The 25,411-nt window shown below is 51.7% G+C and carries 24 protein-coding genes and 1 tRNA gene; 19 read left to right on the forward strand and 6 right to left on the reverse strand.

The genetic code is table 11. The annotated features are described in order from the left end of the window. Window positions 1–16 precede the first annotated feature (16 nt). From WG31_RS07830 to trpS, 11 genes are all read left to right on the forward strand, one after another. Window positions 17–268 (forward strand): sulfurtransferase TusA family protein, encoded by a 252-nt coding sequence (locus WG31_RS07830; protein WP_035350809.1) that lies wholly within the window; start codon window positions 17–19, stop codon window positions 266–268. A 71-nt stretch (window positions 269–339) separates the two neighbouring features. Beyond that, a complete protein-coding gene (locus WG31_RS07835; RefSeq protein ID WP_003630879.1) occupies window positions 340–594 on the forward strand; it encodes an exodeoxyribonuclease VII small subunit in 255 nt (84 codons plus the stop codon). A 1-nt stretch (window position 595) separates the two neighbouring features. Then, window positions 596–1,534, forward strand: coding sequence for a polyprenyl synthetase family protein (locus WG31_RS07840; protein ID WP_063354167.1), 939 nt, complete (start codon window positions 596–598; stop codon window positions 1,532–1,534). Window positions 1,535–1,538: 4 nt separating this feature from the next. Then, window positions 1,539–3,527, forward strand: a complete 1,989-nt coding sequence (gene dxs, locus WG31_RS07845) for a 1-deoxy-D-xylulose-5-phosphate synthase (RefSeq protein WP_063354168.1) — start codon at window positions 1,539–1,541, stop codon at window positions 3,525–3,527. A 6-nt stretch (window positions 3,528–3,533) separates the two neighbouring features. Beyond that, on the forward strand, window positions 3,534–4,271 hold the full coding sequence (locus WG31_RS07850) for a TlyA family RNA methyltransferase (RefSeq protein ID WP_063354169.1): 738 nt from the start codon (window positions 3,534–3,536) through the stop codon (window positions 4,269–4,271). Between the two features lie 137 nt (window positions 4,272–4,408). Further along, entirely contained in the window at window positions 4,409–4,990 is a 582-nt protein-coding gene (locus WG31_RS07855) for a hypothetical protein (RefSeq protein WP_035350957.1), read from the forward strand. 121 nt (window positions 4,991–5,111) lie between these two features. Next, window positions 5,112–6,338, forward strand: coding sequence for a 23S rRNA (adenine(2503)-C(2))-methyltransferase RlmN (gene rlmN / locus WG31_RS07860; RefSeq protein ID WP_063354170.1), 1,227 nt, complete (start codon window positions 5,112–5,114; stop codon window positions 6,336–6,338). Window positions 6,339–6,448: 110 nt separating this feature from the next. Next, on the forward strand, window positions 6,449–7,690 hold the full coding sequence (locus WG31_RS07865; protein ID WP_063354171.1) for an argininosuccinate synthase: 1,242 nt from the start codon (window positions 6,449–6,451) through the stop codon (window positions 7,688–7,690). Between the two features lie 43 nt (window positions 7,691–7,733). Continuing rightward, window positions 7,734–8,231 carry an FKBP-type peptidyl-prolyl cis-trans isomerase gene (locus tag WG31_RS07870; protein ID WP_012813070.1) on the forward strand — a complete coding sequence of 166 codons (498 nt, stop codon included), beginning with the start codon at window positions 7,734–7,736 and terminating at the stop codon, window positions 8,229–8,231. 59 nt (window positions 8,232–8,290) lie between these two features. Then, window positions 8,291–8,755, forward strand: coding sequence for a c-type cytochrome (locus WG31_RS07875; RefSeq protein ID WP_035350992.1), 465 nt, complete (start codon window positions 8,291–8,293; stop codon window positions 8,753–8,755). Window positions 8,756–8,788: 33 nt separating this feature from the next. Then, window positions 8,789–9,784 (forward strand): tryptophan--tRNA ligase, encoded by a 996-nt coding sequence (trpS, locus tag WG31_RS07880; RefSeq protein WP_006117212.1) that lies wholly within the window; start codon window positions 8,789–8,791, stop codon window positions 9,782–9,784. Between the two features lie 13 nt (window positions 9,785–9,797). Here the strand turns inward: trpS and WG31_RS07885 are convergent, their stop codons facing one another. Next, window positions 9,798–10,529 carry a YoaK family protein gene (locus WG31_RS07885; RefSeq protein ID WP_035350995.1) on the reverse strand — a complete coding sequence of 244 codons (732 nt, stop codon included), beginning with the start codon at window positions 10,527–10,529 and terminating at the stop codon, window positions 9,798–9,800. 121 nt (window positions 10,530–10,650) lie between these two features. Between WG31_RS07885 and WG31_RS07890 the strand changes: the two genes are divergently transcribed. Next, window positions 10,651–10,725, forward strand: a tRNA-Val gene (locus tag WG31_RS07890). 564 nt (window positions 10,726–11,289) lie between these two features. On the opposite strand, the gene WG31_RS07895 is transcribed toward WG31_RS07890, so the two are convergent. Next, window positions 11,290–12,012, reverse strand: a complete 723-nt coding sequence (locus tag WG31_RS07895; protein ID WP_003623877.1) for a response regulator transcription factor — start codon at window positions 12,010–12,012, stop codon at window positions 11,290–11,292. Between the two features lie 146 nt (window positions 12,013–12,158). On the opposite strand from WG31_RS07895, the gene WG31_RS07900 reads away from it, so the two are divergent. Beyond that, entirely contained in the window at window positions 12,159–12,674 is a 516-nt protein-coding gene (locus WG31_RS07900; RefSeq protein ID WP_209439333.1) for a L,D-transpeptidase family protein, read from the forward strand. On the opposite strand, the gene WG31_RS07905 is transcribed toward WG31_RS07900, so the two are convergent. The 3 genes from WG31_RS07905 to guaB all read right to left on the reverse strand — a co-directional run bounded on the left by WG31_RS07905 (window position 12,671) and on the right by guaB (window position 17,400). Further along, the gene (locus tag WG31_RS07905) at window positions 12,671–14,503 is read right to left on the reverse strand and encodes a cation:proton antiporter (protein WP_063354172.1); all 1,833 of its coding nucleotides are present in this window, start codon (window positions 14,501–14,503) and stop codon (window positions 12,671–12,673) included. The genes WG31_RS07900 and WG31_RS07905 overlap by 4 nt on opposite strands. A gap of 95 nt (window positions 14,504–14,598) precedes the next feature. Then, the gene (locus tag WG31_RS07910; RefSeq protein ID WP_006117216.1) at window positions 14,599–15,912 is read right to left on the reverse strand and encodes an RsmB/NOP family class I SAM-dependent RNA methyltransferase; all 1,314 of its coding nucleotides are present in this window, start codon (window positions 15,910–15,912) and stop codon (window positions 14,599–14,601) included. A 9-nt stretch (window positions 15,913–15,921) separates the two neighbouring features. Further along, window positions 15,922–17,400 (reverse strand): IMP dehydrogenase, encoded by a 1,479-nt coding sequence (gene guaB / locus WG31_RS07915; protein ID WP_035350963.1) that lies wholly within the window; start codon window positions 17,398–17,400, stop codon window positions 15,922–15,924. A 213-nt stretch (window positions 17,401–17,613) separates the two neighbouring features. Here guaB and WG31_RS07920 point away from each other — a divergent pair, with 213 nt between their 5' ends. From WG31_RS07920 to WG31_RS07940, 5 genes are read left to right on the forward strand one after another with little or no spacing between them, the layout of a single operon-like run. After that, window positions 17,614–19,275, forward strand: a complete 1,662-nt coding sequence (locus tag WG31_RS07920) for an ABC transporter substrate-binding protein (protein WP_063354173.1) — start codon at window positions 17,614–17,616, stop codon at window positions 19,273–19,275. Next, window positions 19,272–20,291, forward strand: a complete 1,020-nt coding sequence (locus WG31_RS07925; protein ID WP_063354174.1) for an ABC transporter permease — start codon at window positions 19,272–19,274, stop codon at window positions 20,289–20,291. Before WG31_RS07920 ends, WG31_RS07925 begins: the two co-directional genes overlap by 4 nt. 12 nt (window positions 20,292–20,303) lie before the next feature. After that, a complete protein-coding gene (locus WG31_RS07930; protein ID WP_006117220.1) occupies window positions 20,304–21,278 on the forward strand; it encodes an ABC transporter permease in 975 nt (324 codons plus the stop codon). Between the two features lies 1 nt (window position 21,279). Beyond that, window positions 21,280–22,311 (forward strand): ABC transporter ATP-binding protein, encoded by a 1,032-nt coding sequence (locus WG31_RS07935; RefSeq protein WP_157884507.1) that lies wholly within the window; start codon window positions 21,280–21,282, stop codon window positions 22,309–22,311. After that, window positions 22,308–23,288 carry an ABC transporter ATP-binding protein gene (locus tag WG31_RS07940; protein ID WP_063354176.1) on the forward strand — a complete coding sequence of 327 codons (981 nt, stop codon included), beginning with the start codon at window positions 22,308–22,310 and terminating at the stop codon, window positions 23,286–23,288. The genes WG31_RS07935 and WG31_RS07940 overlap by 4 nt, the downstream gene beginning before the upstream one ends. Here WG31_RS07940 and WG31_RS07945 read toward each other — a convergent pair. After that, on the reverse strand, window positions 23,283–24,377 hold the full coding sequence (locus tag WG31_RS07945; RefSeq protein ID WP_063354177.1) for an NAD(P)H-dependent flavin oxidoreductase: 1,095 nt from the start codon (window positions 24,375–24,377) through the stop codon (window positions 23,283–23,285). The two genes, WG31_RS07940 and WG31_RS07945, sit on opposite strands and share 6 nt — an antisense overlap. Window positions 24,378–24,522: 145 nt before the next feature. On the opposite strand from WG31_RS07945, the gene WG31_RS07950 reads away from it, so the two are divergent. Beyond that, a complete protein-coding gene (locus WG31_RS07950) occupies window positions 24,523–25,293 on the forward strand; it encodes an acid phosphatase (RefSeq protein ID WP_063354178.1) in 771 nt (256 codons plus the stop codon). The last annotated feature ends 118 nt before the right edge of the window (window positions 25,294–25,411 follow it).

Below are 25,411 nucleotides of genomic sequence, written 5' to 3' on the forward strand. Positions count from 1 at the left end.
GCAGGAACCAGCCAAGATGAATGAAACTGTTCTTGACGCACGCGGGCTTAATTGTCCACTTCCCGTGCTCAAGGCCAACCGTGTTCTCCGAACCATGCAACCAGGAGAGCGGCTTCGAATATTAGCAACAGACCGCGCTTCCATAACCGATTTTCAGGTATTCTGCCGTGAGACCGGCCATGCCCTTATCGCTTTTACGGATGAAAACAGCGTATTCTGTTTTACCGTAAAATGCCGCACCAGCGCGCCTGCAAACAAGCCAAACTAAAAAAATCCTGCCTGCCACACACCACCCAAGACTTGGCAGACCCCTGCATATCGGGCTATTGCCTGCCCCTCATGACGGATAGGAACCCCCGCGCCATGTCGGACAACATCAAATCACTGTCTTTCGAAGATGCGCTTTCCGAGCTGGAAAAAATTGTGCGCGGCTTGGAAGGTGGGCAGCTAAAGCTGGAAGATGCAATAACGGCCTACGAACGCGGGGCTGCCCTACGGCAACATTGTGAGGCCAAGCTTAGCGAGGCTGAGGCCCGCGTGCAGGCGATCGTGCAGCGTTCTGATGGAACGCTGAACATGAAACCTATGGACTGAGATGTCGATGACAAACCCGACACACCCTTCTATCAATCGTGCATCAGAGAATGGCGCCCTGCTTAAGCAGGATATGGGCGCGCGCGCCCGTGTCATTGAACACACAATTGATACCTTGCTCCCCCCTACAACAGGAGGCGATGCGCGGCTGATCGAAGCCATGCGCTACGCAACACTTGGGGGAGGTAAGCGGTTACGCGGTTATCTTGCCATTGTAACGGCCAGCCTTTTTGGCGTTCCAGAAAGCCAGTCCGCACGCGTCGCCGCCTCTGTTGAAATGCTGCATGCTTATTCCCTCGTGCATGATGATCTTCCAGCCATGGATGATGATGATATGCGGCGGGGCCAACCTTCCACACACCGCAAGTTTGATGAAGCCACAGCCATTCTGGCTGGAGATGCTCTTCAGACCAAAGCATTCGAAATTCTGGCGGCCAGCCAGACCCATGCGGATGCAAACGTGCGTATTGATCTGATTTCCGCTTTTGCCGAAGCATCTGGCGCTGCTGGTATGGTGGGCGGCCAGATGATTGATATGGAAGGCGAAGGCCGCGCACTCCCTCTTGCAGAAGTCCGCCACCTCCACGCACTTAAAACCGGCTGCCTAATCCGTTATTCTGCAGAATCCGGGGCTATTCTGGGGCAAGCATCTCCTGATCTGCGCCGCCGCCTGCGCTCCTATGGTGCAAATATTGGCGCAGCCTTCCAAATTGCAGATGACGTTCTGGACGCAACAGCCACGGCAGAAGAACTGGGCAAAACCGCAGGTAAGGATGAAGCCTCTGGCAAGTCCACCTTCGTAGCTCTGCTAGGTATTGAAGGTGCCAGAGCAGAAGCCCTGCGCGTAACAGAAGAAGCCATTGCCGATCTGGAACCCTTTGGCGCACAGGCAGATCGTCTACGTGATCTGGCCTATTATGTGATCGAACGGAAAAACTGAACTCATGACCAATCAGCCCCACACTTCACCGATTCCGACGTTAGGGCGTTTTCCTGCTCTGGATCGGGTTGAGTATCCGGCGGACCTGCGCAATCTCTCGGTTGAGCAGCTTAAGCAGGTTGCGGATGAACTGCGGGCCGAAACGGTGGACGCGGTTTCCACCACGGGGGGGCACCTTGGGGCATCCCTGGGTGTTGTGGAGCTGACGGTTGCCTTGCATGCGGTGTTTGACACCCCTGATGACAAGGTAATCTGGGATGTGGGCCATCAGGCCTACCCTCACAAGATTCTAACAGGGCGGCGGGACCGTATCCGCACCCTGCGCCAGCCGGGCGGCCTTTCTGGCTTTACCCGCCGTGCAGAAAGCCAGTACGATCCGTTTGGCGCCGCGCATTCCTCCACCTCCATTTCCGCAGGACTCGGCATGGCCGTGGCCCACCACCTGCGGGCGGAGGAAGACCCCAGCTACCGCGAACGCAACGTGATTGCCGTGATCGGTGATGGCTCCATTTCCGCCGGTATGGCGTATGAGGCCATGAACAACGCCGCCGTGGCTGGCCCCGGCGCAGAACGGCTGATTGTCATCCTCAACGACAACGAAATGTCCATTGCCCCACCCGTGGGCGCAATGTCGAACTACCTGTCGCGCCTGATGTCCTCTCGCAAGTTCATGGGCTTGCGTGAACTGGCTGGCAAGTTCGTGAAAAAGCTGCCTGCCCCTGTGGAGCGCACGGCCCGCAAGGCGGATGAATATGCCCGCGGCATGATCACCGGCGGCACGCTGTTTGAAGAACTGGGTTTTTACTACGTTGGCCCTGTAGATGGGCATGATCTGCCACAGTTGGTCTCTATCCTGCGCAACCTGCGCGATACGGATAACGGCCCCATCATGCTGCATGTCATCACGGAAAAAGGCCACGGCTATCAGCCAGCCGAAAAAGCCGGAGACAAGTATCACGCTGTTGCCAAGTTCAACGTTGTTACAGGTGAGCAGAAAAAAGGCCCCGCAGGCCCGCCAAGCTACACCTCTGTGTTCTCGCGCGAACTCACACGTCGCGCCGCAACCGATAACAGGATTGCCGCCATTACCGCCGCCATGCCCTCTGGCACGGGGCTGGATGCCTTTGCCAAGGCTTACCCGGATCGGTTTTTTGATGTGGGTATTGCCGAGCAGCACGCCGTTACCTTTGCCGCAGGCATGGCCACGGAAGGGCTGCGCCCGTTCTGCGCCATTTATTCCACCTTCCTCCAGCGCGCCTATGACCAGGTGATGCACGATGTGGTGCTGCAAAAGCTGCCCGTGCGCTTTGCCATTGACCGCGCCGGTCTGGTAGGGGCCGATGGCGCCACCCATGCCGGATCCTTCGACATTGCCTATCTGGGCTGCCTGCCGGGCATGACCATTATGGCGCCATCAGACGAGCTGGAACTGCTGCACATGACAGCAACCGCCACCCTGTTTGATGAAGGCCCGATTGCCCTGCGCTACCCACGTGGCAGTGGCCTTGGGCTGGACCTGCCTGCCGAGGGCACGCCGCTGGAAATTGGCAAGGGCCGCATTATCCGTGAAATGGGTGGGCAGTCTGGCCCTGAAAAAGGCGGCGTGGCCATTCTCTCGCTTGGCCCACGTCTGGCGGAGTGTCTGAAAGCCGCAGACATGCTGGCCGCCCGTGGCCTGCCGCCCACCGTGGCGGATGCCCGTTTTGCCAAGCCGTTTGATACGGAACTGGTGGAAAATCTGGCCCGCAACCATGCGGTGCTGATCACCATTGAGGAAGGTTCGGAAGGTGGCTTTGGCTCCCTTGTTGGCCACCATCTGGCCCGCACAGGCCTTTTGGACAACGTCCGCTTCCGCCCCCTCACCCTGCCAGACCGCTTTATTGACCATAACACTCAGGCCGCCCAATATGCCGAGGCAGGGCTCTCCGCTCCGCATATCGTCGGAACAGCTCTAAGCGCATTGGGCATTAATTTTTCGGAACAGATGGCCTGATTTGATATGGCACGACGTCGTGTTGACCAGCTCCTTGTAGACAGGGGGCTGGTTGAAAGCCGCACGAAAGCACAAGCTCTGATTATGGCTGGGCTTGTGTTTTCTGGTGAAAAACGCGTAGCCAAAGCCGGAGATCAGATTCCTGAAGATGCACCGTTGCAAGTGCGTGGGCAGGAACATCCTTGGGTGTCTCGTGGCGGCTGCAAGTTGGCTCATGCCATTGAGCATTTTAGCCTTTCTCCAGAAGGGCGTATCTGCTTGGATGTTGGTGCTTCAACCGGCGGGTTTACAGACGTACTTCTTACCCACGATGCCAAGCATGTTTACGCAGTTGATGTTGGCCACGGACAACTTGCATGGAAATTGCGGTCTGACCCACGCGTAACTGTGCTGGAAAAATGCAACGCCCGGTACCTGGATAAGACAACCATACCGGAAGCCCCTTCCGTAGTTGTGTGTGATGCAAGTTTTATCGGCCTGCGCACGGTGCTCCCTGCCGCGCTGGCTCTTACCACGGAAAACGCTTGGGCTGTTGCGTTAATCAAACCTCAGTTTGAAGCCGGGCGTGATCAAATAGGTGCCAAAGGCGTTGTGCGTGATCCTGCCGTGCATGATGCCGTTTGCGAAACCATTTTTTCTTGGTGGAGTAGTCTTCCCGGCTGGAAAGTGCTGGGGATTGAACCCAGCCCTATTACCGGACCAGAAGGAAATAGAGAGTTTCTTATTGCGGCTCAGCGCGTCTAGCTAAGACGGCTGATTATAACACTAAATTAAATTTTCAGGTTTCCCTGCCTTTTTTGCATGGCAGCACATCAATTTTTTTGCCACATTTCTTTGTGATCCTTCTACACGTTATCACTAGGAATAAGGGCAAGCATCTTATGCGCAAAATTGCAGGTCTGTTTGGCGTCGCCTGCCTTGCATTTACAAGCGGTCACGCATTGGCGACCCCAGTTTTTCATTCTGCATCCCACACTTCTGCCCCTACCCAAAATATGCAGGCGACAGAAGTTGGTAATACGCTTTTGCGTGGATACGAACAGGATGGGTTAATCCTGCATGATGATATAAGTGCAGGTACACTTTCAATTCAGGCAGATCCTGCAACACTACAAGCGCATGATTCTAATACGAATAATCGCTATCGGTTAGCCATGAAAGATGTTCTTTCTGCTGCGGCAACATACGCGTATCTGTATTTTGGACAGAACCCCGATGCGCGGGAAGTTACCGTCTCTGCCAATATCCAGACCGATGGTTTTACCCCTGCCAGCGCAAACTCAGCAGACACGGCAGAGCCTGCTATGACTTTGGAAATTACCCGACCAGCTTTTCCTATTTCTTCGGATACCAAACCCGATTCATATTCCGCACAAACCATTGGCATGATTCTGGATGGCATAGACGCTTCAAAAATTACCATTGCCCCATGGCTGCGTTCCGCCCTGAAGGAAAGCAACTAACGTGTAAAGGCTGCTGCCTACAACAGATACGAATGCGCATATATAAAAGAGGCTGGTATCTATCAGCCTCTTTTTTTGTTATATCCACTTTCCCTTCCTTTTTTGTAGCAGCATATCCGTAATGTTTTCGCGCACTTATACTTCCACATCAGCTAACGCTAACAGTTCAGCCCTTACCGATCTGAACGCGGAAGAACGTTCACGCATTCTGGCCAAGGCTGCGCTTTTTAGCCCCCCATCAGCCACTTTATCCGATGGACGAAGAGATTTGGTTGGGCTTTCACGCGATGAACTCACGGATATTCTGATAGAAATTGGCGAAAAACCCTTCCGCACCAAGCAACTCTGGCACTGGATTTATCATCAGGGTGTGACAGATTTTTCGCGGATGAGCACAATCGCCAAGCCTCTTCAGCAAAAATTGGCTGAACGATTTATTATCGGACGCCCAGAAGCTGCAACGGTTCAAACATCATCGGATAGCACACGTAAATTTCTGTTCCGTTTTCGCGATGGGCAGGAAGCTGAAACCGTTTACATTCCTGATCGGCGTGAAGATCGGGGCGCTGTGTGCATTTCATCGCAAGTGGGATGCACTCTTTCCTGCACTTTTTGCCATACAGGCACGCAAAAGCTGGTGCGTAACCTCGGCGCGGCAGAAATTGTCAGCCAGTTCATGGCTGCGCGGGATTCCTACGGAGAATGGCCTAGCCCGAAAGGCGAAACCCCGCGCCTTCTCTCTACTATCGTGCTGATGGGCATGGGAGAGCCGCTCTATAATTATGAGAATGTTGCCAAAGCCATGAAAATTATCATGGATGGCGAAGGTATTGGGCTCTCCCGCCGACGTATCACACTTTCTACGTCCGGCGTTGTGCCTCTGATGGATCGGTGTGGTGATGAGCTGGGGATCAATCTGGCGGTCTCCCTACACGCAGTCCGGAATGACCTGCGTGATGAAATTGTGCCGCTCAATAGGAAATATCCAATTGAGGAAGTGCTGGCAGCTTGCAGGCGCTACCCCGCAGCCAGTAATGCCCGCCGCATTACATTCGAATATATTATGCTGCGTGGCGTGAATGACAGCGAAGCCGATGCACGTGAGTTAGTACGCCTGATTTCCGGCATTCCCGCAAAAGTTAACCTCATCCCCTTCAATCCGTGGCCCGGCAGCGCTTACAAACCTTCCACGCGTGAACAGCAGAACCGATTTGCAGAAATTGTTATGAATGCAGGATTTGCATCCCCAATCCGCACGCCCCGTGGTCGGGATATTCTGGCTGCCTGTGGGCAATTAAAAACGGCAAGTGAACGTGCACGCGTAGGTTCGACACCTGTTTCAGAGTAATTTTTCCACACAAACAGCCCTTAGTGGGTGAATGCACTCTGGTTACGCGCCTCCTGCAGTGATAGGAGGAAAGCCATAGTTACAGATTTATATATCAGGAGATCTGCCTCATGGGCCCGACTTCCGCCCGGAAAGACGTCAAAAAGGTTGTGCTGGCTTACTCCGGTGGCTTGGATACATCTGTTATCCTCCGCTGGCTCCAGAAGACCTATGGTTGCGAGGTTGTTACCTTTACGGCTGATCTGGGCCAGGGGGAAGAACTGGAGCCTGCCCGCAAAAAAGCGGAAATGTTTGGCGTAAAGGAAATCTTCGTTGAAGATTTACGCGAGACATTTGTGAAAGACTTTGTTTTTCCCATGTTCCGGGCCAACACCCTGTATGAAGGCCAGTATCTTCTGGGCACATCCATTGCGCGCCCTTTGATTGCTCAGCGCCAGATTGAAATTGCAGAAGCCGTTGGTGCAGATGCCGTGGCACATGGCGCAACGGGTAAAGGCAACGATCAGGTTCGCTTCGAGCTAGCATATTACGCCCTTAAGCCAGACATCACAGTTATTGCCCCTTGGCGGGAATGGGATCTGACATCCCGCACACGTCTGCTGGCCTTTGCTGAAGAAAATCAGATTCCGATTGCCAAAGACAAGCGTGGTGAAGCCCCCTTCTCTGTAGATGCTAACCTGCTGCATTCTTCTTCCGAAGGAAAAGTTCTGGAAGACCCTGCCGTTGCGCCAGAAGAAATTGTGTTCCAACGCACAATCTCTCCAGAAGCCGCGCCGGATAAGCCCACAGAAATCACCATGGATTTTGTAAGCGGTGACCCCGTTGCCATTAACGGCGTGGCTATGTCTCCAGCCACATTGCTGACACGTCTGAACGAGTTGGGTAAAGAAAACGGTATTGGCCGTTTGGATATGGTGGAAAACCGCTTTGTTGGCATGAAATCCCGCGGGATTTATGAAACACCCGGTGGCACCATCCTGCTTGCTGCGCATCGTAGCATGGAATCCATCACGCTGGATCGCGAAGCCATGCATCTTAAAGATAGCCTGATGCCGCGCTACGCTTCCATTCTGTATAATGGCCTCTGGTTCTCTCCAGAACGGCGGATGCTGCAAGCTCTTATCGATGCCTCCCAGCATTCTGTTACGGGGCGTGTTCGTCTCAAACTTTACAAAGGCAATGTTATCTGCGTTGGGCGTGAAAGCCCCAACAGCCTGTATGATGCGCGCATTGTAACGTTTGAAGATGATGAAGGCGCATATAACCAGCAGGATGCTCAAGGCTTTATTAAGCTAAATGCACTGCGCCTGCGCCTTGGTGCGCAGATCGGGCGTAAAGGTGGTGCCCTGTAAGGCACCCCTTTCCACCATCCATCAGAAGGTGTTGAAGAAGATCATGATCCGTCGCTTTTCTCTTATCCCCTGCATGCTTGCGGCCAGCTTGGCCGTATCTCTTACGGCCTGTGGTTCTCACAAGGAAGAACAGGAACTTACGCCTGCTCAGCAGATGGAAAAGCTGCGCTCTGCACCTGGCGTAACCGTTCTGAAAGATGGCTTGGCTTATAAAGTGCTGGAATCTGGCCCCAAGGATGGTGAACAACCACGCCCGGGTGATGGTATGATGCTTATTTATGAAGGGCGTCTGCCAGACGGCTCCATCTTTGATAGCTCAGACCAGCATGGTAGCGGTGCCTATATGCAGATGCCTCTTGCCGGCTTGATCCAGGGCTGGATGGAGGCTCTGCCCTTGATGCATGTGGGTGATACATGGATGCTGTATGTTCCGCCAGAACTTGGGTATGGGCATAAATCCATGGGCATTATTCCTTCAGATAGCCCGCTGATTTTCCGCATCCAGCTTTTGGGTGTGGAACACGCACACAATTCGCCCTGATATAAACCCTTATGATAATGCGGGTTCTTGGTTTCAAGAACCCGCTTGGGTTTTTGCCCATGTTTTCTTCACGCTTTGCGTATCGTCTTTTATGTGGCGGCATGTTGCTTTTGGTAGCGGCTTGTTCTCCTAAAAGCGGCTCCAGCCTTTACGGTACCAATTGTGGTATTTGCCATCATGGTGGCGATGGTATGCCCGGCGCTGTTCCGCCTCTTGTCAACCGCATTGACCATATTGCCAGCACCCCAGAAGGGCGCAAATATCTGGCCGATGTGCTTATGAATGGTGTAAGCGGGCCTATTAAGGCTCATGGGGCGGCTTATAGCGCAGAAATGCCCCCTTTCCGCTACCTTAAAGATGAAGAAGTTGCCGCTATTCTGACTTGGCTTTCTCAGCGCGGAAACCTAAAACCTGCCCCAACAATAAGCGCGGCAGACATTGCAACCGCACGGGCTGATAGGAAATCGGCCGGTAAAGTTGCAGACGAGCGGGAAGAACTGGATCGCATACATCCAATCCCATAATCTGTCCCTATAACATGCGGTGATATTTTTCTTATGCAGCGTATTTTTTCTGGTATTCAGCCTTCTGGTGTTCCCCAACTTGGTAATTATCTGGGGGCAATTCGAAACTGGGTTCATTTACAGGCAAACTATGAGTGCATTTTCTGCCTTGTAGATATGCATGCCATTACTGTGTGGCAGGACCCAGAAAAACTACGCGAACATACCTTAACACAAGCCGCTATCCTGCTTGCTGCGGGCATTGATGCTGATAAGCATATTCTCTTCAATCAGTCTGCTGTTTCTGCCCATGCGCGGCTGGCATGGATTTTTAATTGTGTTGCACGGATCGGCTGGCTGAACCGTATGACGCAATTTAAGGATAAAGCCGGAAAAGACCGAGAAAATCATTCGGCCGGTCTATATGTTTACCCCAACCTTATGGCTGCCGATATTTTAGCCTATAAAGCCACGCATGTTCCTGTAGGCGAAGACCAGAAGCAGCATCTGGAACTCACCAATGATATCGCCCAAAAATTTAACCATGATTACAAGGTAGAGTTTTTTCCGCAGGTAGCACCTCTTATTCCACCTACAGCCGCGCGCATCATGAGCTTGCGTGATGGCACCAAAAAGATGTCCAAATCCGACCCTTCTGCACAAAGCCGGATTGAATTAACGGACGATGCCGATGCGATTGCCTTAAAAATTCGCCGTGCAAAAACAGACTCAGCCCCCCTACCCGAAGATATTTCTGACCTTGCAGATCGCCCGGAAGCAAAAAATCTGGTTTCCATTTATGCTGCCTTGGCAGATATTCCTACCGAGCAGGTACTAAAAGAGCATGCAGGCCAAGGTTTTGGACCATTTAAAGCCGCACTGACAGAAATTGTTGTCAACGCTATTGCTCCTATCGGGCAAGAAACTACACGGCTTTTGCAAGATAAAAGCTATTTGCTGAATACTCTGCACTCTGGTGCACAACGCGCGCAAAGCATTGCGGAGCCTATTGTTTCTGAAGCTGAAAAACTTGTTGGTTTTCTCAAATAAACGCAATCTGACACTATGTTTTGCGTGCGGATGTTCGGGCATTTTCAATAATGCCCGGCGCCGCCAAAGCTACCAGAATAATTGCGACTATAAATAAAATATATTTTTTGCAATGCATGTAGCCTACAGCCCCTAAAATACCTCCTACAATAAAACAAAATACAATTTGCGCATGTAACCATAAGCGTTTTTTAATAACATCCAAATATTCATCATCAACATGATGATAAAAAGATTCAAGCCAATCTGATATTTCTATCCCAAGGTCTGTCAACATTCCGGTAACATGGGTGGTACGTACAACAGACCCCGAAATGCGCGTGACTGTGGCATTTTGTAGCCCCATGACAAAACTTAAAACCAACGTAGCGCCCCCATCTGGCACTCCCGCTTGGGCAAACCAAGCAGATTTTATACCTAAAGTTACAAGGATAGCTGCCTCTAAAACCAAACTGAAAGCATATACAGCGCCCCACCCTTTCCGACGCCCCATATTAACTAAAACGGTGCAGACAATGGCACCCAGAACAAAACTTGCAATTAAAGCAAAACATAAAAAGGCAGATCTAACATCCAAGGCATTGATTTTTAGAGCCAGACTAGACGCATTGCCTGTCATATTGGCGCAGTAATATCCAAACTGCAGAAAGCCAAGCACATTTACAGTTCCTGCCACCACAGCAAGAGAGCTGCCGAGTTGCCGGTTCATCTGAAAACTGCGCTGACTTTTTTCTCGCAAAAGCATGACTAAGAATTTCTCTGCTTTAATGATGCAAAGCAATGCCATTGCCCTGTTTTTTTACACTTTTTATATGAGAAGCCCCTTGCCAAATGTCTTGGAGGCAGATATTAAGCTCCCATAAACCGGGTGCGTAGCTCAGCGGTAGAGCATCGCCTTCACACGGCGGGGGTCACAGGTTCAATCCCTGTCGCACCCACCACGGTTTTTCCTCGTTTTCTGCGGGTTTTGGGCGAATTCTGGAACATTAACGTGTTCTATTCAGCTCCGTTTTGTTCCACTTAGAATCGGTAAATCGTTGCCAAAGTTGTGCAAAACTGGTGCATAATTCGCATCCTTGCACCCATCCCCAATCCGCATGAGATTCACGAGGTGATAAGCTGCTATCCCCTTCCTAATGTCTGAGCCCTCCCCTCGATCTCACGAGGAAAGTCGTTTCTGGGAACGCTCATCAGAAAAAAGCTGAGAGCTGCGACTAGACAGCAGCAGGTAATGCAGAGGGATATAGACGCCAAACCTTAGTCGCATGGCATATCCTATCGTAGGTTCAGCTTGGCCGTAATCAGAATGAGGAGTTCCATTTCGATCTGAACATGGCCTTTCAAGGGTTGGAATGGAATTTGCATACGATGACATGATTTTTACGGCAGAATGTAGCATCTCAACTGTTCATAATAAAAAAGCCCTCCAAAGTTGGAGGGCTTTCCTAATATAATTTAAATTACGAAACCGTTAGAAATTGAATTTATTTTCAATTTAGCAAGAATCAAACGGCTGTTGTCGCAACTTCTGGTTCAGGATTAAGCCGATACCCCCCTCCCTCTGTTACCAGCAAGGATGCATGAGCTGGATCTGGCTCAATCTTCTGGCGAAGGCGGTAAATATGCGTTTCCAGCGTATGTGTTGTTACCGCTGCATTATATCCCCACACCTCATTCAGCAAAACCTGCCGAGGCACTGGGCGCGTTCCTGCTCGATAAAGAAACTTGAGAATAGCCGTTTCTTTTTCCGTCAAACGAATGCGACGGTTTTTAGCCGGTTCCTGCAACAGTTTAGCAGATGGGCGGAACGTATATGGACCAATGGAAAACACTGCATCTTCACTGTTTTCAAACAGTCTGAGCTGCGCCCGCAATCTGGCCAGAAGTTCTGCAATACGGAAAGGCTTGGCAACGTAATCATTAGCTCCAGCATCAAGCCCTTTTACAATATCAGATTCGTCATCTGATCCTGTGAGCATGATAACGGGCATACGCAAGCCATCCTTGCGCAGTTCTGCACAAAAATCGCGCCCGTCTCCATCTGGTAGCGTTACGTCCAGCAGAATGGCATCACATCGCGCATCTGGTTCCTTCAGCTTCTGGCGGGCTTCGGCCAATGTTGCCGCCTCCAGAACCTGAAATTCCCCATCCAACTGCAACTGCTCTGCCAGTGTTCTGCGAATGACCTGATCGTCATCTACAACCAAAATTGGGCGCGCACCCGTCATGGAACATCGTCTCCTTATGTCAGCCCTCTGGCTCGGCTGCCTTGGCCTGCTTCCTGCACGATCACAAAACGAATCGTATCGAAACCACTTTCTGGCATGATACGTCAACCTCACGCGAAAGCCATAAAGCAGGGGTAAGATTGTTTATGATGATACACGTCTGGCCAACAGTAAACAGCAATATGGATGCACAACTGCATTGCAGACACAAAAGCATGAGCGCCATTATCGGCAAGAATGGCGTAACGCACCATAAGCACGAAGGGGATCTGGCAACACCGCTGGGAACCTTTCCTCTACGGCAAGTATTTTATCGGGCTGACCGGATTATAAAACCACAAGCAGCGCTGCCTGTTATCCCTTTAAACCCACAGGATGGATGGTGTGATGATCCATCATCATCCTCCTATAACCAGCACATCCAGCTACCCTCTTCTTTCCGCCATGAAATACTGTGGCGTGAAGATGCTGTATATGATCTGATTGTTGTGATTGGTTATAACGATTGCCCAGCAGAACCCGGCAAAGGTTCTGCCATTTTTATGCATCTGCAACGCCCTAACAAAACACCAACTGAAGGATGCGTTGCCCTAACAGAAGCAGACCTACGCTTTGTGCTGGCTGCAGGGGCTACAGAAATAACCATTCACCAGCCACGTTAAGCCGCATTGCCAGAAGCAGGCTTGGCTATTTGTTCCGGCGCAACCAACCCTATTGCTACGTATCCTGGTGTTAAAGTTGGTTGTGGCTCATCCTCTGCCGATACAATCGTGATGGCCGCATCTTTCTGAAGCACCAGAAACAACAGGAAATGGCTGCTTTCACTCAGCAGATAATCCTGATTAGCTTCGGTAACTTCTATCGCAACAAAATGCCAGCCTTGGCTCACCAGCGCTTCCAACACGGTAAAATTCCACGCAGGCTGCCCCAAAACCTTTCCGCGCGCTTCCCGGCTAAACCCGCGGTACTGATCCAGCCGCGCAATGCCGGGGCTGACCTGATAAACTCTCTGCCGCCCGAAATGGGGAGCCAGATGTGCACAGACCAGCCCATTGTAAATGGCATCTGGCGTAGCTGAAATAAGATAATCAGCCGGGCGCTCCTCCAAATTTTCTGTGCCTTCTTCCGATAAAACTTCAGCACATAAAACAGGCACACCAGCAAGCTCGGCTGGGCGTAAATCACCCAAAGAACTATCCACCAGCAACACAGGTGTGCCTACGGCGTGCACTGCCATAGCCAACTGTGTGGACCAATCATTGGCCCCCACAATAGCCAGCGCGGGTTGATTGGAAAGCGTAAGATGCAACCGGCGACCTAGTGGAATAAGGGAAAAACCATGCAAAATCATGGTGGAGGCAATAACGGCAAAAACAGCCGGCATAACCTGAGAAGCCCCAGGGTAACCTGCATCCTGCAATCGTATCCCAGCGGCGCCTGCAACTGCCGCCGCCACAATCCCACGCGGTGCAATCCACCCCATAAATAACCGTTCGGCCCGGCTTAGGCTGGAACCTATGGTAGCCAACCAAATACCCAAAGGCCTGACCACAAACAGCACTGCTAGCGTTAAAGCCCCAATAGACCATGACAAACCAGCAAGCTCACTTCGTGTCAGATCGGCTGTAAGCATAATGAACAGGATGGAGACAATGAGCACCACCAGCGCTTCTTTCATCCGCTGGATTTCCGCCATACCGGGAATACGCAGATTAACCAAAGCCATGCCGAACACGGTAGAGGCAATTAGCCCAGCCCCATCCATGGTTAAAGTGCCGATAACGTAAAGAATCAGCGCAAGGCTAAGCAGTATCGGCATTTTCAGAAGATCGGGCATTAAATCCCGTATGCACAGCCACCGCACAAACCATGCCGCACCAATGCCAAGCGCAATCATCAATGTAGCGCTCATCAGCATATGCGGGATGATAGATACAAAAAATGTGCCAGACCCCTCACCCGGCTGCATAAGCAACACTTCCAGCACTAACGTGGCCAGAATAGCACCTACGGGGTCATTCAAAATAGCTTCCCACCGCAGAAAGGCTGCAATGCGCGGTTTCAGCTTGGCATGGCGTAACAGGGGCAAAACAACCGTTGGGCCGGTAACCACAATAATGGCGCCAAACAAAAAGGCTGGGCCCCAGCCCATACGCCCAACATAATGGGCGGCAATGCTGCCTAAAATTAAATTGATCGGCAATGCCACCAGCGTAAGGCGCAAAACGCCCTCACCGGCTTCTTTTAACTGACGAAAATCTAATGCAAGGCCGCCTTCAAACACGATAAGCGCCACCGCCAAAGAAACCATTTGGTGGAAAGCGCTACCTGCAACCTCTGAGGGATGCATGATTTGCAACCCCGGCCCCAAAAGCAGCCCCAGAGAAAAAAGCAGAACAATGGCAGGTAACCTGAACCGCCAAGCCGCCCATTGTGCCAGCATACCGCCGCCCAGCACGAGAAAAACAAAAAGAATTACGCTTTCAGTCATGCTAGGCCATTTATCTTATTGGTCTGTAGAACCTGATGAATCAGGCATCAGTATTATGCGTAAGACCAATAAGATGAACAGTTAAAAATGTTTTCCTATTCTATACCTGCCTCAGCTTCTGGCGCGGCACGTTCCATTACGGCGGCAAAAAAGCCATCTGTTCCATCCCGCAGAGGGCTTAAACTGATGGAGCTTTCCTGACGCAAGGCCTGCGGCATTTCTGGGCTACCTGAAGGAACAAGCCTGAAATCAGGATGGCGTGCCAAAAATGCTGTAACCTGATCCATGTTTTCTGCGCGTAGCAAAGAACAGGTTGCATACACCATGCGCCCTCCGGCCCGAACAAGTGCTGCCGCCCGGTCCATAATGGCAGCCTGCTTTTCCAACAGCTCTGTCAGATCCTGTTCCGTAGTGCGGAAACGTGCATCTGGATTCCGGCGCCATGTGCCCGTTCCACTACATGGTGCATCCACCAATACCCGATCGAATGATCCAGCCCGACGTTTGGCCCATTTATCTCCCGGCACAAGCAAGTGCCGTTCAACATTATGCACGCCTGCACGCCGCAAGCGTTTAACTGCACCTTCTAACCGAGGCGCAGAAACATCGCATGCAACAATATGGCCTTTGTTTTCCATCATCATGGCCATAGCAAGCGTTTTACCGCCCGCACCTGCGCAATAATCCAACACACGCATCTGGGGTTCAACGCCACTTATGGCAGCAACAAGCTGGCTGCCTTCATCCTGAATTTCCACCAGCCCATCACGGAATGCCACACTTGTTGTAACTGGCAAACGTGCAGGTAAACGCAGCCCCCACGGAGAAAGCGGTGTAGGTTCAGCATGCAGGCCTTCACATGCCAGACTACGTTGTGCCTCCTTACGGGGGCCACGCAGAATATTCACCCGCAAATCCAGAGGCGCTGGGGTGGACATAGCTGCAAGCTCTTCTTCCAGCTTATCGCCAAACGTTGCTTCCAGATGGGGCAACAGCCAATCCGGCAGTTCCAGCCGAACAGCACGAGGCATTTCCGGGTTATCCAGAGTTTTGCCCGCAAGCGGCGTAAGGGTTGAAAGTTCCCCACGCGTCAACGCCCCTGCGGCAAAGCGCCCCTGCTCAAACATTTCCTCTACTTCTGCAAGAGAGAAACCATCGAACAACAGACGCGCTCCGGCCCGGAGCCGAGCAGACGCCACCTGCCCTTTTTGCTCCAACCACCAACCAAGCCGACGCCACGCCCGCATAACATCCCATACAAGGCCGGATATGGCTCTGCGGTCTCCACCGCCCATATAGCGCCGCTCTCTAAAAAAGCTGTTGGCGACAGCATCGGCGGGTTTGCGCGGGGCGGCTTCCATTGCTGCAAGCAGATCAATAGCGGCCGCAAGCCTGGCTGAAGGTGTCATATGTGGTTATCAATCCCGACGGTAATTAGGAGCTTCACGCGTGATGGAAACATCATGCACATGGCTTTCACGCAGGCCCGCACCGGTAATACGGCGGAACTGAGCACCTTCTTGCAGTTCCTTCAGCACGCGGGAACCTGTATAGCCCATACCGGCTTTAAGGCCGCCCACCAGCTGATGAATAACCGCAGCCATGCTGCCTTTGTAAGGCACGCGGCCTTCAATGCCTTCTGGCACCAGCTTAAGCGCATCTTTGACTTCCTGCTGGAAATACCGATCAGCCGAGCCACGCGCCATGGCGCCAAGACTGCCCATGCCACGGTAGGATTTGTAAGAACGCCCCTGATAAAGGAACACCTCGCCCGGCGCTTCTTCCGTGCCAGCAAGCAATGACCCTACCATGACCACATCAGCACCAGCACCAATGGCCTTTACGATATCGCCCGATGTACGAATGCCGCCATCTGCAATGCAGGGAATACCTTTTTCCTTACATGCCAGAGAGGTTTCAAGCACGGCAGAGAACTGAGGTACACCTACGCCAGCCACAATACGTGTGGTGCAGATGGAACCCGGGCCAATACCGATTTTCACGCAGTCTGCACCAGCTTCAATCAGGGCATGTGCAGCTTCTGGCGTGGCAACGTTACCAGCCACGATCTGCACATTGGCATCAAAGGCTTTCAGGCGTTCAACCGCCCCCAAAACACCGGCAGAATGGCCATGCGCTGTATCTACCACCAACACATCCACGCCTGCTTCAATCAGCATCTTGGCGCGGCTAAAGCCGTCTTCACCCACTCCGGTTGCAGCCGCACAGCGCAGGCGGCCCAAGCTATCCTTGATAGCCAGCGGATGGGCTACAGCCTTATCCATGTCTTTAACAGTGATGATACCTACGCAACGGTCTGCATCATCAACCACCAGCAGTTTTTCAATCCGGTGTTTGTGCAGCAACTGGCGGGCCGTATCTGCATCCACACCATTTTTAACCGTGATCAGCCGATCTTTGGTCATCAACTCAGAAACGGGCTGGTTGGGATCTACGGCAAAGCGGGCATCACGGTTGGTAAGAATACCCACCAGCTTCTGCGTGCCGGGTTCCACCACAGGAAGGCCACTAATGCCGTGGCGGTGCATGATATCACGCACTTCGGCCAATGTCTGATCCGGGCCAACTGTTACCGGGTTCACTACCATGCCAGATTCAAAGCGCTTAACGCGACGAACCTGCTCGGCCTGTTCTTCTGGCTGCAGGTTTTTATGGATCACGCCAAGGCCGCCTTGCTGGGCCATGGCAATAGCCATCTGGTCTTCCGTAACCGTATCCATCGCGGCGGAAACCAGCGGAATATTCAGTTCAATAGAGCGTGTGAGATGCGTGCGAACGGTTGTCTGGCTGGGCACAACGTCAGATGCAGCCGGCACAACCAGCACATCGTCAAACGCCAGAGCTTCCGTAACACGGCTATAGGGAGAAGAGGTCATGCTGCGGGCACCCTTGCTGAAATACAAAAAGGCAGGTTACCCTGAAGCATACGCTACGCCGCAGGTCACCCGACCATTGGCGCTCCCTCTTATGATGATGCACGCATAAACGCAAGCATTACACGCACCTTCTGTCTGTTTTTTTAACGTAAATGCAAAAAAGCAGAGGAGGAAAGTTTGAAAGACACCCGCATACAGGCCATAACACGGGAGATGAAACGTGTTCTTCCTTTCCTGTGGGGTTTTATGCTGGCCCCTGCTGCTGCACATGCAGTGGAAACTCCACATACAGGAGGCACGCTGCGCATTCTGGTTTCCAGCGCAGCGGGCACACTTGATCCACAGATATCCTATATTGGCTTAACCAAGTTTTTTGAAACGCCTGTTTACGATACGCTTTTAACCTACCCCAAATTTGCAGGAACAGGCGCGCAACCCGTTATTCCCAATCTGGCAGAAAACGTGCCCCAGCCAGAAGATAACGGGCTGACCTATAGGCTCACCTTGCGCAAAGGTATTCACTTCTCCAACGGGCAACTTTTAACCGTGGCGGATGTGGCGGCTTCTTTCCGGCGTATTTTTGCTGCTGGCAGCCCGACTGCTGGGCCGTATTACAGCGCAATCAAAGGGGCTGATGCCTGCCTGAAAGACACAGCCCATTGCACTTTAGCCGAGGGCATTAAAACAGACGCAACGGCAAACACCATTACATTTCATCTCAGCCACCCGGACCCGGAATTTCTGGAACATCTGGCGTGGGTTCATGCAGCTATTTTGCCAGCGAGCACGCCCACGCATGATATGGGTAATACAGCCCCTCCGGGTACGGGGCCTTACCAAATTACAGATTACAACCCCACAACGCACATGCGTTTTGAGCGGAATCCATACTTTCATGAATGGTCGCATAATGCGCAGCCTGCGGGCTTTCCTGACCACGTAGAAGTAACATTCGGATTGGAGCCAGAAGCCGCTGTAACCGCGGTAGAAAATGGCCAAGCTGATCTAATGTATGAAAACGTTCCACTAGACCGCTTGGGTGAGGTCGGCAGTAAATATGCAGGCCAAGTGCATATCTTTACCCCTCTGTTGTATTACTACGCGACGTTAAATGTAAATGAACCGCCGTTTACATCCCTCAAGGTGCGGCAGGCACTTAATTACGCGGTAAACCGTCATGCTATGGTGATTTACGATGGCGGCAGTGCTGTTGCATCTCCGCAGTGCCAGCTTCTGCCAGAAGGCACTCCGGGGTATGAACGCTTTTGCTCCTATACCGCTGGCGCATCCCCTCAAAACCCTGCACCAGAATGGGCCAAACCGGATATGGAAAAAGCCCGTCAGCTTGTGCAGGAAAGTGGCACCAAGGGTATGCGGGTAACTATTGTAACCCCATCTGGCGGTAAATCAGACAATACTGCACTAGATTTGCGCAGTGTATTGGAAAATCTGGGGTACAAGGCTTCAGTTCACAGTATCAGCCCGGCCATCCATTTCACGTTTGTGCAGAACTCAGACAACCATGTGCAGATTTCCATTGGTGGGTGGAGTGCAGATTACCCATCGGCTGCCAGCTTTCTGGACACGTTGTTTGCGTGCTCCAATTTTCATCCCCATTCCGATAATTCACCCAATATGTCCGGCTTTTGTGATCCGCATATTGACGACATGATGCACCACGCTGCTCAGCTTGCCTTAACAGATCGCACAGCCAGCAATGCGGCATGGGCTCAGGTTGATAAAGCCCTGATGGCACAGGCCCCTGCCGTACCTTTTGTACAAACCAAAAGGGTTGTGCTGGTTTCTAAACGCACACGAAATATAATTATTACGCTTAATGATGAAATCCTGCTTTCTCAGCTACAGGCTCCATGACTGATCTCGCCCCCACTTTTGCGCAAGATACCAAACCACCCGGCCCTTGGCGGATGGCGTTGCGGTCCCTACGCCATAATCGCTCTGCACTGTTTTCTTTTGCCGTTTTGGTATTTCTGGCTGTAGCCAGCCTGCTTGCGCCTTATTACGCACGCTATGTTGCACATACAGATCCGTTCGTTTCCAACGTAGCAGGTGCCATCACGGTGGGTGGGCAGGAAGTGGATATCATGCAACCCAATGATAACCCATTGCACCTTGGCCTTAGCCCCATTGGCCCCACATGGCATGGAACTTACATGCTGGGGGCGGATAGCCAGGGGCGTGATGTTGCAGCACGGTTACTTTATGGCGGACGGAACTCTTTGCTGATTTCGTTCTGCTCTGCCGTTCTATGCCTTGTAATGGCTGCTGCTGTCGGAATAACTGCTGGTTTTTGCGGTGGCATTATAGATACCGTTCTCTCCCGCATGATGGATATTATGTGGTCTGTTCCCGTATATCTGTTTGCTATTTCTCTTTCCATTGTCACGGTAAGTGATGGGCTGCATCTGGGCCCGTTTGTTATTGAATCTGATAACCTGCTTTTACCTATCTGCATTATCGCGCTGGTTTATGTGCCTTATGCTGCACGCCCTATTAGGGGACGGGTTATGGCATTGCGGGAAGCTGAGTTTGTTATGGCCGCACGCTGCCTTGGCGTACCCCGCTGGCGTATTGTGCTGCAAGATATTCTCCCCAACGTCACCTCCACCCTTGTTGTTCTTGGGCCACTTATCATGGCCATGTCCTTGCTGGCTGAAAGCGCACTCTCGTTTTTGTCCATTGGGGTGCAGGCCCCTGCGGCATCTTGGGGTACGCTTATTCAAGATGGTGAAGGATTGATTTATACACGCCCCATGGTGGCCATTGCCCCGGGCTTGGCCATTATAGCTGTAGTACTGGCCCTGAACATTCTAGGCGATGGCCTGCGAGATGCGCTGGATGTGCGTGATGCCAGCCACCGCGAACAATAGGAGGCCCACCGCATGTTGATGGCCGCCCTCCGCCGAGTGGGACAAACAGTTTTCGTGCTGTTTGGTATTTCCGCATTAGTATTTGCTGTATTTTTTGCCACACCGGGCGCAGACCCTACAGCTAGGATTGCTGGCAAAAACGCATCGCCTCAGACCATGCAGAAAGTGCGGCAGGAATACGGGTTTGATCGCCCCTTACCCGTTCAATATGCCATCATGATGAAAAAGCTGTTCATCACACAAGATTTGGCCTCTTACGCAGATAGAGGCGAACTGGTGGTGCCCGAAATTGCACGCGCGGCCCCGGTTACAGTTTCCTTAGTATGTGGTGCGGCCATTATCTGGGTTGTCGTTTCCATTGTCATGGGCACTCTGGCTGCCGCCCTTAAAGGCTCATGGATTGACCGCACGCTAATGATGCTGGGGTTAATTGGCATTTCCATACCCGTTTTCTGGCTTGGGCAAGTCGCAAACCTGATAACGCAGAACCGCTACCACGATACCTGGCTTTTTTCATGGGTACCGGCTCTGGGCTATGTGCCGCTTACACAAAACCCTTGGGGCTGGTTCAAAGCCTTGGTTATTCCATGGGTTGTGCTGGCGGTTTTATTTATTGGTGTTTATAGCCGCGTGCTGCGGGCAGACCTTGTTGCGCTATCTGGAGAAGATTTTATACGCACGGCCCGCGCCAAAGGACTTTCTCCTTCTCGTATTCTTATCCGGCACGGACTGCGCACGGCTATGGTTACCTTTGTATCTCTGTTCGGTATGGATTTTGCTCAGTTGGTCGGAGGGGGCGCTTTGTTGACCGAAGTGGTTTTCGGCCTGCCTGGAGTTGGTCGCCTCACCTATCAGGCCCTTACCAATCTGGATCTGCCTCTTATTATGGCCACCGTTATGTATTCTGCCGTATTTGTTGTGCTGGCAAATGCGGCGGTTGATATGATCTACCTTCTGCTTGACCCGCGAGTGCGCGATGCCCGCTAACATGCCCCCCCACGCCCTGCTGGATGTGCGAGACCTACGGGTAAGTTTTCCGGCCCGTGGGAAGATGATTCCGATTGTAGATGGTGTTTCCTTCACCCTAAACCATCAAGATATTCTAGGGCTGGTGGGGGAATCTGGATCAGGTAAATCTGTCACGGCTTTAGCACTTATGGGGCTGATTGATGCTCCGGGCGTGCAGGTAACGGGTTCTGTCTGCTTCCGGGGGCAGGAACTGATAGGAATGCCGCCAAAAAAGCTACGGCGCCTACGTGGCAAAGAAATTGCCATGATCTTTCAGGACCCCATGACAGCCTTTACACCAGTTTACACAATAGGCTGGCAAATTGATGAGCAAATACGGACCCATGAACGTGTTTCGCGCAAACAGGCCCGCACCCGCACAGTGAAACTGTTGGGTGATATGGGCGTGCCAGACCCAGAGCGCACAGCCAACCGCTACCCACACCAATTGTCTGGGGGCTTACGCCAGCGCGCCATGATTGCCATGGCCCTTTCATGCAACCCATCTCTCCTGATTGCAGACGAACCCACAACCGCGTTGGATGTAACCGTACAGGCACAGATACTGGAGCTGATACGCAGCTTGCGAGATACGCACCACTCATCCGTTTTACTGATTACGCATGATATGGGCGTAGTGGCAGAAACCTGCGATAACAGCATGGTGCTCTATTCTGGCCGTGTTGCAGAATATGGGCCAACATCTGCCCTATTTGCATCCCCCGCTCACCCATATACAGCCGGGCTTCTAGCCTCCATCCCGCCATTGGATGGGCCAAGACCATTACGTTTACCAGCCATTGCGGGTTCCCCTCCGCTTCCGCAAAACCGCCCGGCAGGATGTGCTTTTTCACCACGTTGCCAATACGCACATACAGCCTGCACAATAGCATTGCCACCTTACGTTCAAACAGGGCCGAACCATTTTGCCGCTTGCGTTCTCCCGCAAGAAGGAAAATCTTTGCCACCACGCCTGAGTGATGCACTTGCACAGGAACACCTCCGGCCATGAAAGCGTCCCAAGCCCCTTCGCCCATTTTGGATGTCCGCGATCTGTACAAAACATACCGCCTTCCCCGCGGGCAGGAACTCAAGGCTGTAGATGGCGTTTCCTTTTTCGTTATGCCGGGGGAAGTGCTGGGCGTTGTGGGTGAATCTGGGTGCGGGAAATCATCCCTAGGGCGTTGTCTGCTCAAACTGATGCCGGCTACAAGTGGCCAGATTGTATTTGAAGGGCATGATATCACGCATCTATCTGAACGCACCTTGCGTCCCTTACGCCAGCGTATGCAGATGGTTTTTCAGGATTCCTACGCCAGTCTAAACCCGCGCCGAAGAATAGGAGACTTACTAGCCGAACCTCTTAAAGTTCATCCTAATGCCCAAGGCCGCAAGCGTTCCTCCACCGAAATTACGGCGCGCTTACACGAACTGATGGAACTTGTCAGCCTGCCTATTACAGCATTGGCACGATATCCACATGAATTTTCTGGCGGGCAACGCCAACGTATTAACATTGCGCGTGCATTAGCTCTGTCCCCTCAATTGATTATTGCGGATGAGCCTGTTTCTGCCCTGGATGTTTCTGTTCAGGCCCAAATCATCAATCTGTTTGCTGACTTACAAAAACAACTTGGCCTTACCTACGTATTTGTAGCGCATGATCTGGCTGTTGTGCGCCAGATATCAAACCGGGTAGCTGTCATGTATCTGGGCCGCATTGTAGAAATTGGTGATACCGATAGCGTGCTACACACCCCCGCCCACCCCTATACAGCCGCTCTTACTGCTGCCATTCCGCGGCCTGTTACAGGGCTAGCACGCCCTGTGCCTTTGCAAGGGGATGTTCCCAGCCCCATTAACCGCCCGAGTGGTTGCCGTTTTCATACACGCTGCCCCTACGTACAAACACGCTGCAAGCAGGAAGACCCAGCTTTACGCTCCATCCATCACGATAGGCATGAAGTGGCCTGCCATTTTCCGTTATGATCCGCTGCGGCCGCACCTCATTTCAACAGATAAAGCTATGTTTACCTTTTCCACTGCTGAATATATTTCATCCTGCAAAATATGCGCCATTTCTTTGAAAGAGTTATTTCGTATCAGTCTCAGCCCCTGCCCTGCCCACAAAGACATATTCTCAGCGTTTCCATCTCGCGCGGCCTTCTTACGTAACGCTTGGGTTAAGGCATTCTGGACAGGATAAGGAAACGGCTGGGAACTTCCATATTCTTCAATAAATTGATTACATATACCACGCGCCAACCTACCTGAAAAAACATTCGTCAATACGGTGCTTTCGGCTGGCAAATGCTGTTCAAGCGCTTTTCTATACGCTGGGGCCAACGCTGTATCTGAACAACCCAAAAATGCTGTGCCCATTTGCACGGCTTCGGCACCCAAGCTTATAGCCGCTACTATGCCTTCTCCATCCATGATACCTCCTGCGGCAATAACTGGAATTGAGATATCCTTTACAATTTCCCGGACAAGAGGAAGCAATCCTACGCCATTTCCTCCATCAGAGAGAAAGCTTCCGCGGTGCCCACCCGCTTCTATACCTTGAGCACACACAGCATCTGCCCCAACGTCTGCCCATGCGCGCGCCTCTGCACTGGTTGTAGCTGTGCCACATACAAAAATACCTTGAGCATGCAGCATGGAAACCTGTTCCTGTGTAAGAATACCAAACGTAAAACTTGCAACTGGCGGTTTGGCGTGAAGCAGAACTTCAAACTGTTCCTGAAATGATGGAGCATATTGATTGGGTAATATAAAATCCAATTCCAGTTTTTCATAAACATGACGCAAAAACAGAGTATCTTGTGGATCAGGATAATAACTGGGCAGATGGTCAATAATAAAAAGGTTAACGTTAAAAACTGATGTTGTTTCAGATTTAATCTGGCGAAGAGAAGCCTCAATTTCCTCTGGAGACATCATGCCAGCACCAAGAGAGCCTAAAAAACCTGCATTACTGGCAGCAATAACCATTTCAGCATTACTTATGCCAGCCATAGGAGCCTGAATAACTGGCAAGGCAAGCTCTAACTTTTCGACCAAAGTATGATGCGGCATGTGCTAGCCTTTCTATGTTTTTGCTGTTTAGCACTTTATTTACAAAACCCATTCTCCACGATCTTCATGCAATCGTCACAGTTATAAATGTGAAATGCAGGTAAATTATACGCCAGTATGACGATTGATGTGGGAATAAGTCACTATGCGTTTTCGTAACGCCGTTTTTTATGCCGTAAGTCTTTCCTTAGCGCACACCTTCTTTGGATATACCGCACAGGCACAACAGTTTACCCTACCTGATGGGCGTGCATTCTTGCCGCCACCTCCGCGGGCCGAAGAACCTGCACAACAGGCAGACTTACGGGCTTTTGAAAAAACGCGGGGGCTGAAAGATAAGGCGCGCTGGAAATTGGCCCAGAATGACGCCAACCTGAACCCAGACCATGTTATCAAGGATTTTTCATGCGCTGCCGGATTTAATCTGGATCCAGCCAAACTTCCCGCACTGGTCGATCTTCTTACATCGCTTGCGCAGCCCGTAGAGCAAGATGTTTCAAACGAAAAAGACTTCTGGAAACGGCGCAGGCCTTTTGTTGGAACAGATAAAGACATCTGCACCGCGCATTCAGATGGGCTTGATCATAGCTATGCCTACCCATCTGGCCATACAACCTGGGGTTGGCTTACGGCGTCCATTCTTGCCAGCGCTCTGCCTGATCGTGCAACGCAAATCATGCAACGCGGCCGTATATTTGGTGAAAGCCGTATTGTTTGTGGCGTGCATTGGAAAAGCGACGTGCAAGCTGGCTATATGAACGGAAGCGCCATGTTTGCAACACTTCAAGAACAGCCCGCTTTTACCCAGAAAATGGCAAAAGTTCGCCAGGAACTCCTTGCCTTGCGTAATGCTAAAACAGAACCAGACACAAAAACTTGCGCAGTAGAGCAGCAAGCCGCGCAAGATATTTTTTAATAATTGATATTTCTGATTCTGGGGTTTGGATATTCATGAGTTGCCGGTTATCTGCGTTGCCTGCCCTGCGGCTGTTTACGCTGGCAGGTTACGCACAACAGGCTTTGCCAACCGCTTT

This window comes from Acetobacter oryzifermentans, from assembly GCF_001628715.1.
GTDB classification, from domain to species: Bacteria; Pseudomonadota; Alphaproteobacteria; order Acetobacterales; family Acetobacteraceae; genus Acetobacter; species Acetobacter oryzifermentans.

Bases quoted from the DNA above. Each gene is read 5' to 3' on its own strand.
- WG31_RS07830 (WP_035350809.1), top strand. From the start codon at position 17: ATGAATGAAACTGTTCTTGACGCACGCGGGCTTAATTGTCCACTTCCC.
- WG31_RS07835 (WP_003630879.1), top strand. From the start codon at position 340: ATGACGGATAGGAACCCCCGCGCCATGTCGGACAACATCAAATCACTG.
- WG31_RS07840 (WP_063354167.1), top strand. From the start codon at position 596: ATGTCGATGACAAACCCGACACACCCTTCTATCAATCGTGCATCAGAG.
- dxs (WP_063354168.1), top strand. From the start codon at position 1,539: ATGACCAATCAGCCCCACACTTCACCGATTCCGACGTTAGGGCGTTTT.
- WG31_RS07850 (WP_063354169.1), top strand. From the start codon at position 3,534: ATGGCACGACGTCGTGTTGACCAGCTCCTTGTAGACAGGGGGCTGGTT.
- WG31_RS07855 (WP_035350957.1), top strand. From the start codon at position 4,409: ATGCGCAAAATTGCAGGTCTGTTTGGCGTCGCCTGCCTTGCATTTACA.
- rlmN (WP_063354170.1), top strand. From the start codon at position 5,112: ATGTTTTCGCGCACTTATACTTCCACATCAGCTAACGCTAACAGTTCA.
- WG31_RS07865 (WP_063354171.1), top strand. From the start codon at position 6,449: ATGGGCCCGACTTCCGCCCGGAAAGACGTCAAAAAGGTTGTGCTGGCT.
- WG31_RS07870 (WP_012813070.1), top strand. From the start codon at position 7,734: ATGATCCGTCGCTTTTCTCTTATCCCCTGCATGCTTGCGGCCAGCTTG.
- WG31_RS07875 (WP_035350992.1), top strand. From the start codon at position 8,291: ATGTTTTCTTCACGCTTTGCGTATCGTCTTTTATGTGGCGGCATGTTG.
- trpS (WP_006117212.1), top strand. From the start codon at position 8,789: ATGCAGCGTATTTTTTCTGGTATTCAGCCTTCTGGTGTTCCCCAACTT.
- WG31_RS07885 (WP_035350995.1), bottom strand. From the start codon at position 10,529: ATGCTTTTGCGAGAAAAAAGTCAGCGCAGTTTTCAGATGAACCGGCAA.
- WG31_RS07895 (WP_003623877.1), bottom strand. From the start codon at position 12,012: ATGACGGGTGCGCGCCCAATTTTGGTTGTAGATGACGATCAGGTCATT.
- WG31_RS07900 (WP_209439333.1), top strand. From the start codon at position 12,159: ATGATGATACACGTCTGGCCAACAGTAAACAGCAATATGGATGCACAA.
- WG31_RS07905 (WP_063354172.1), bottom strand. From the start codon at position 14,503: ATGACTGAAAGCGTAATTCTTTTTGTTTTTCTCGTGCTGGGCGGCGGT.
- WG31_RS07910 (WP_006117216.1), bottom strand. From the start codon at position 15,912: ATGACACCTTCAGCCAGGCTTGCGGCCGCTATTGATCTGCTTGCAGCA.
- guaB (WP_035350963.1), bottom strand. From the start codon at position 17,400: ATGACCTCTTCTCCCTATAGCCGTGTTACGGAAGCTCTGGCGTTTGAC.
- WG31_RS07920 (WP_063354173.1), top strand. From the start codon at position 17,614: ATGAAACGTGTTCTTCCTTTCCTGTGGGGTTTTATGCTGGCCCCTGCT.
- WG31_RS07925 (WP_063354174.1), top strand. From the start codon at position 19,272: ATGACTGATCTCGCCCCCACTTTTGCGCAAGATACCAAACCACCCGGC.
- WG31_RS07930 (WP_006117220.1), top strand. From the start codon at position 20,304: ATGTTGATGGCCGCCCTCCGCCGAGTGGGACAAACAGTTTTCGTGCTG.
- WG31_RS07935 (WP_157884507.1), top strand. From the start codon at position 21,280: ATGCCCCCCCACGCCCTGCTGGATGTGCGAGACCTACGGGTAAGTTTT.
- WG31_RS07940 (WP_063354176.1), top strand. From the start codon at position 22,308: ATGAAAGCGTCCCAAGCCCCTTCGCCCATTTTGGATGTCCGCGATCTG.
- WG31_RS07945 (WP_063354177.1), bottom strand. From the start codon at position 24,377: ATGCCGCATCATACTTTGGTCGAAAAGTTAGAGCTTGCCTTGCCAGTT.
- WG31_RS07950 (WP_063354178.1), top strand. From the start codon at position 24,523: ATGCGTTTTCGTAACGCCGTTTTTTATGCCGTAAGTCTTTCCTTAGCG.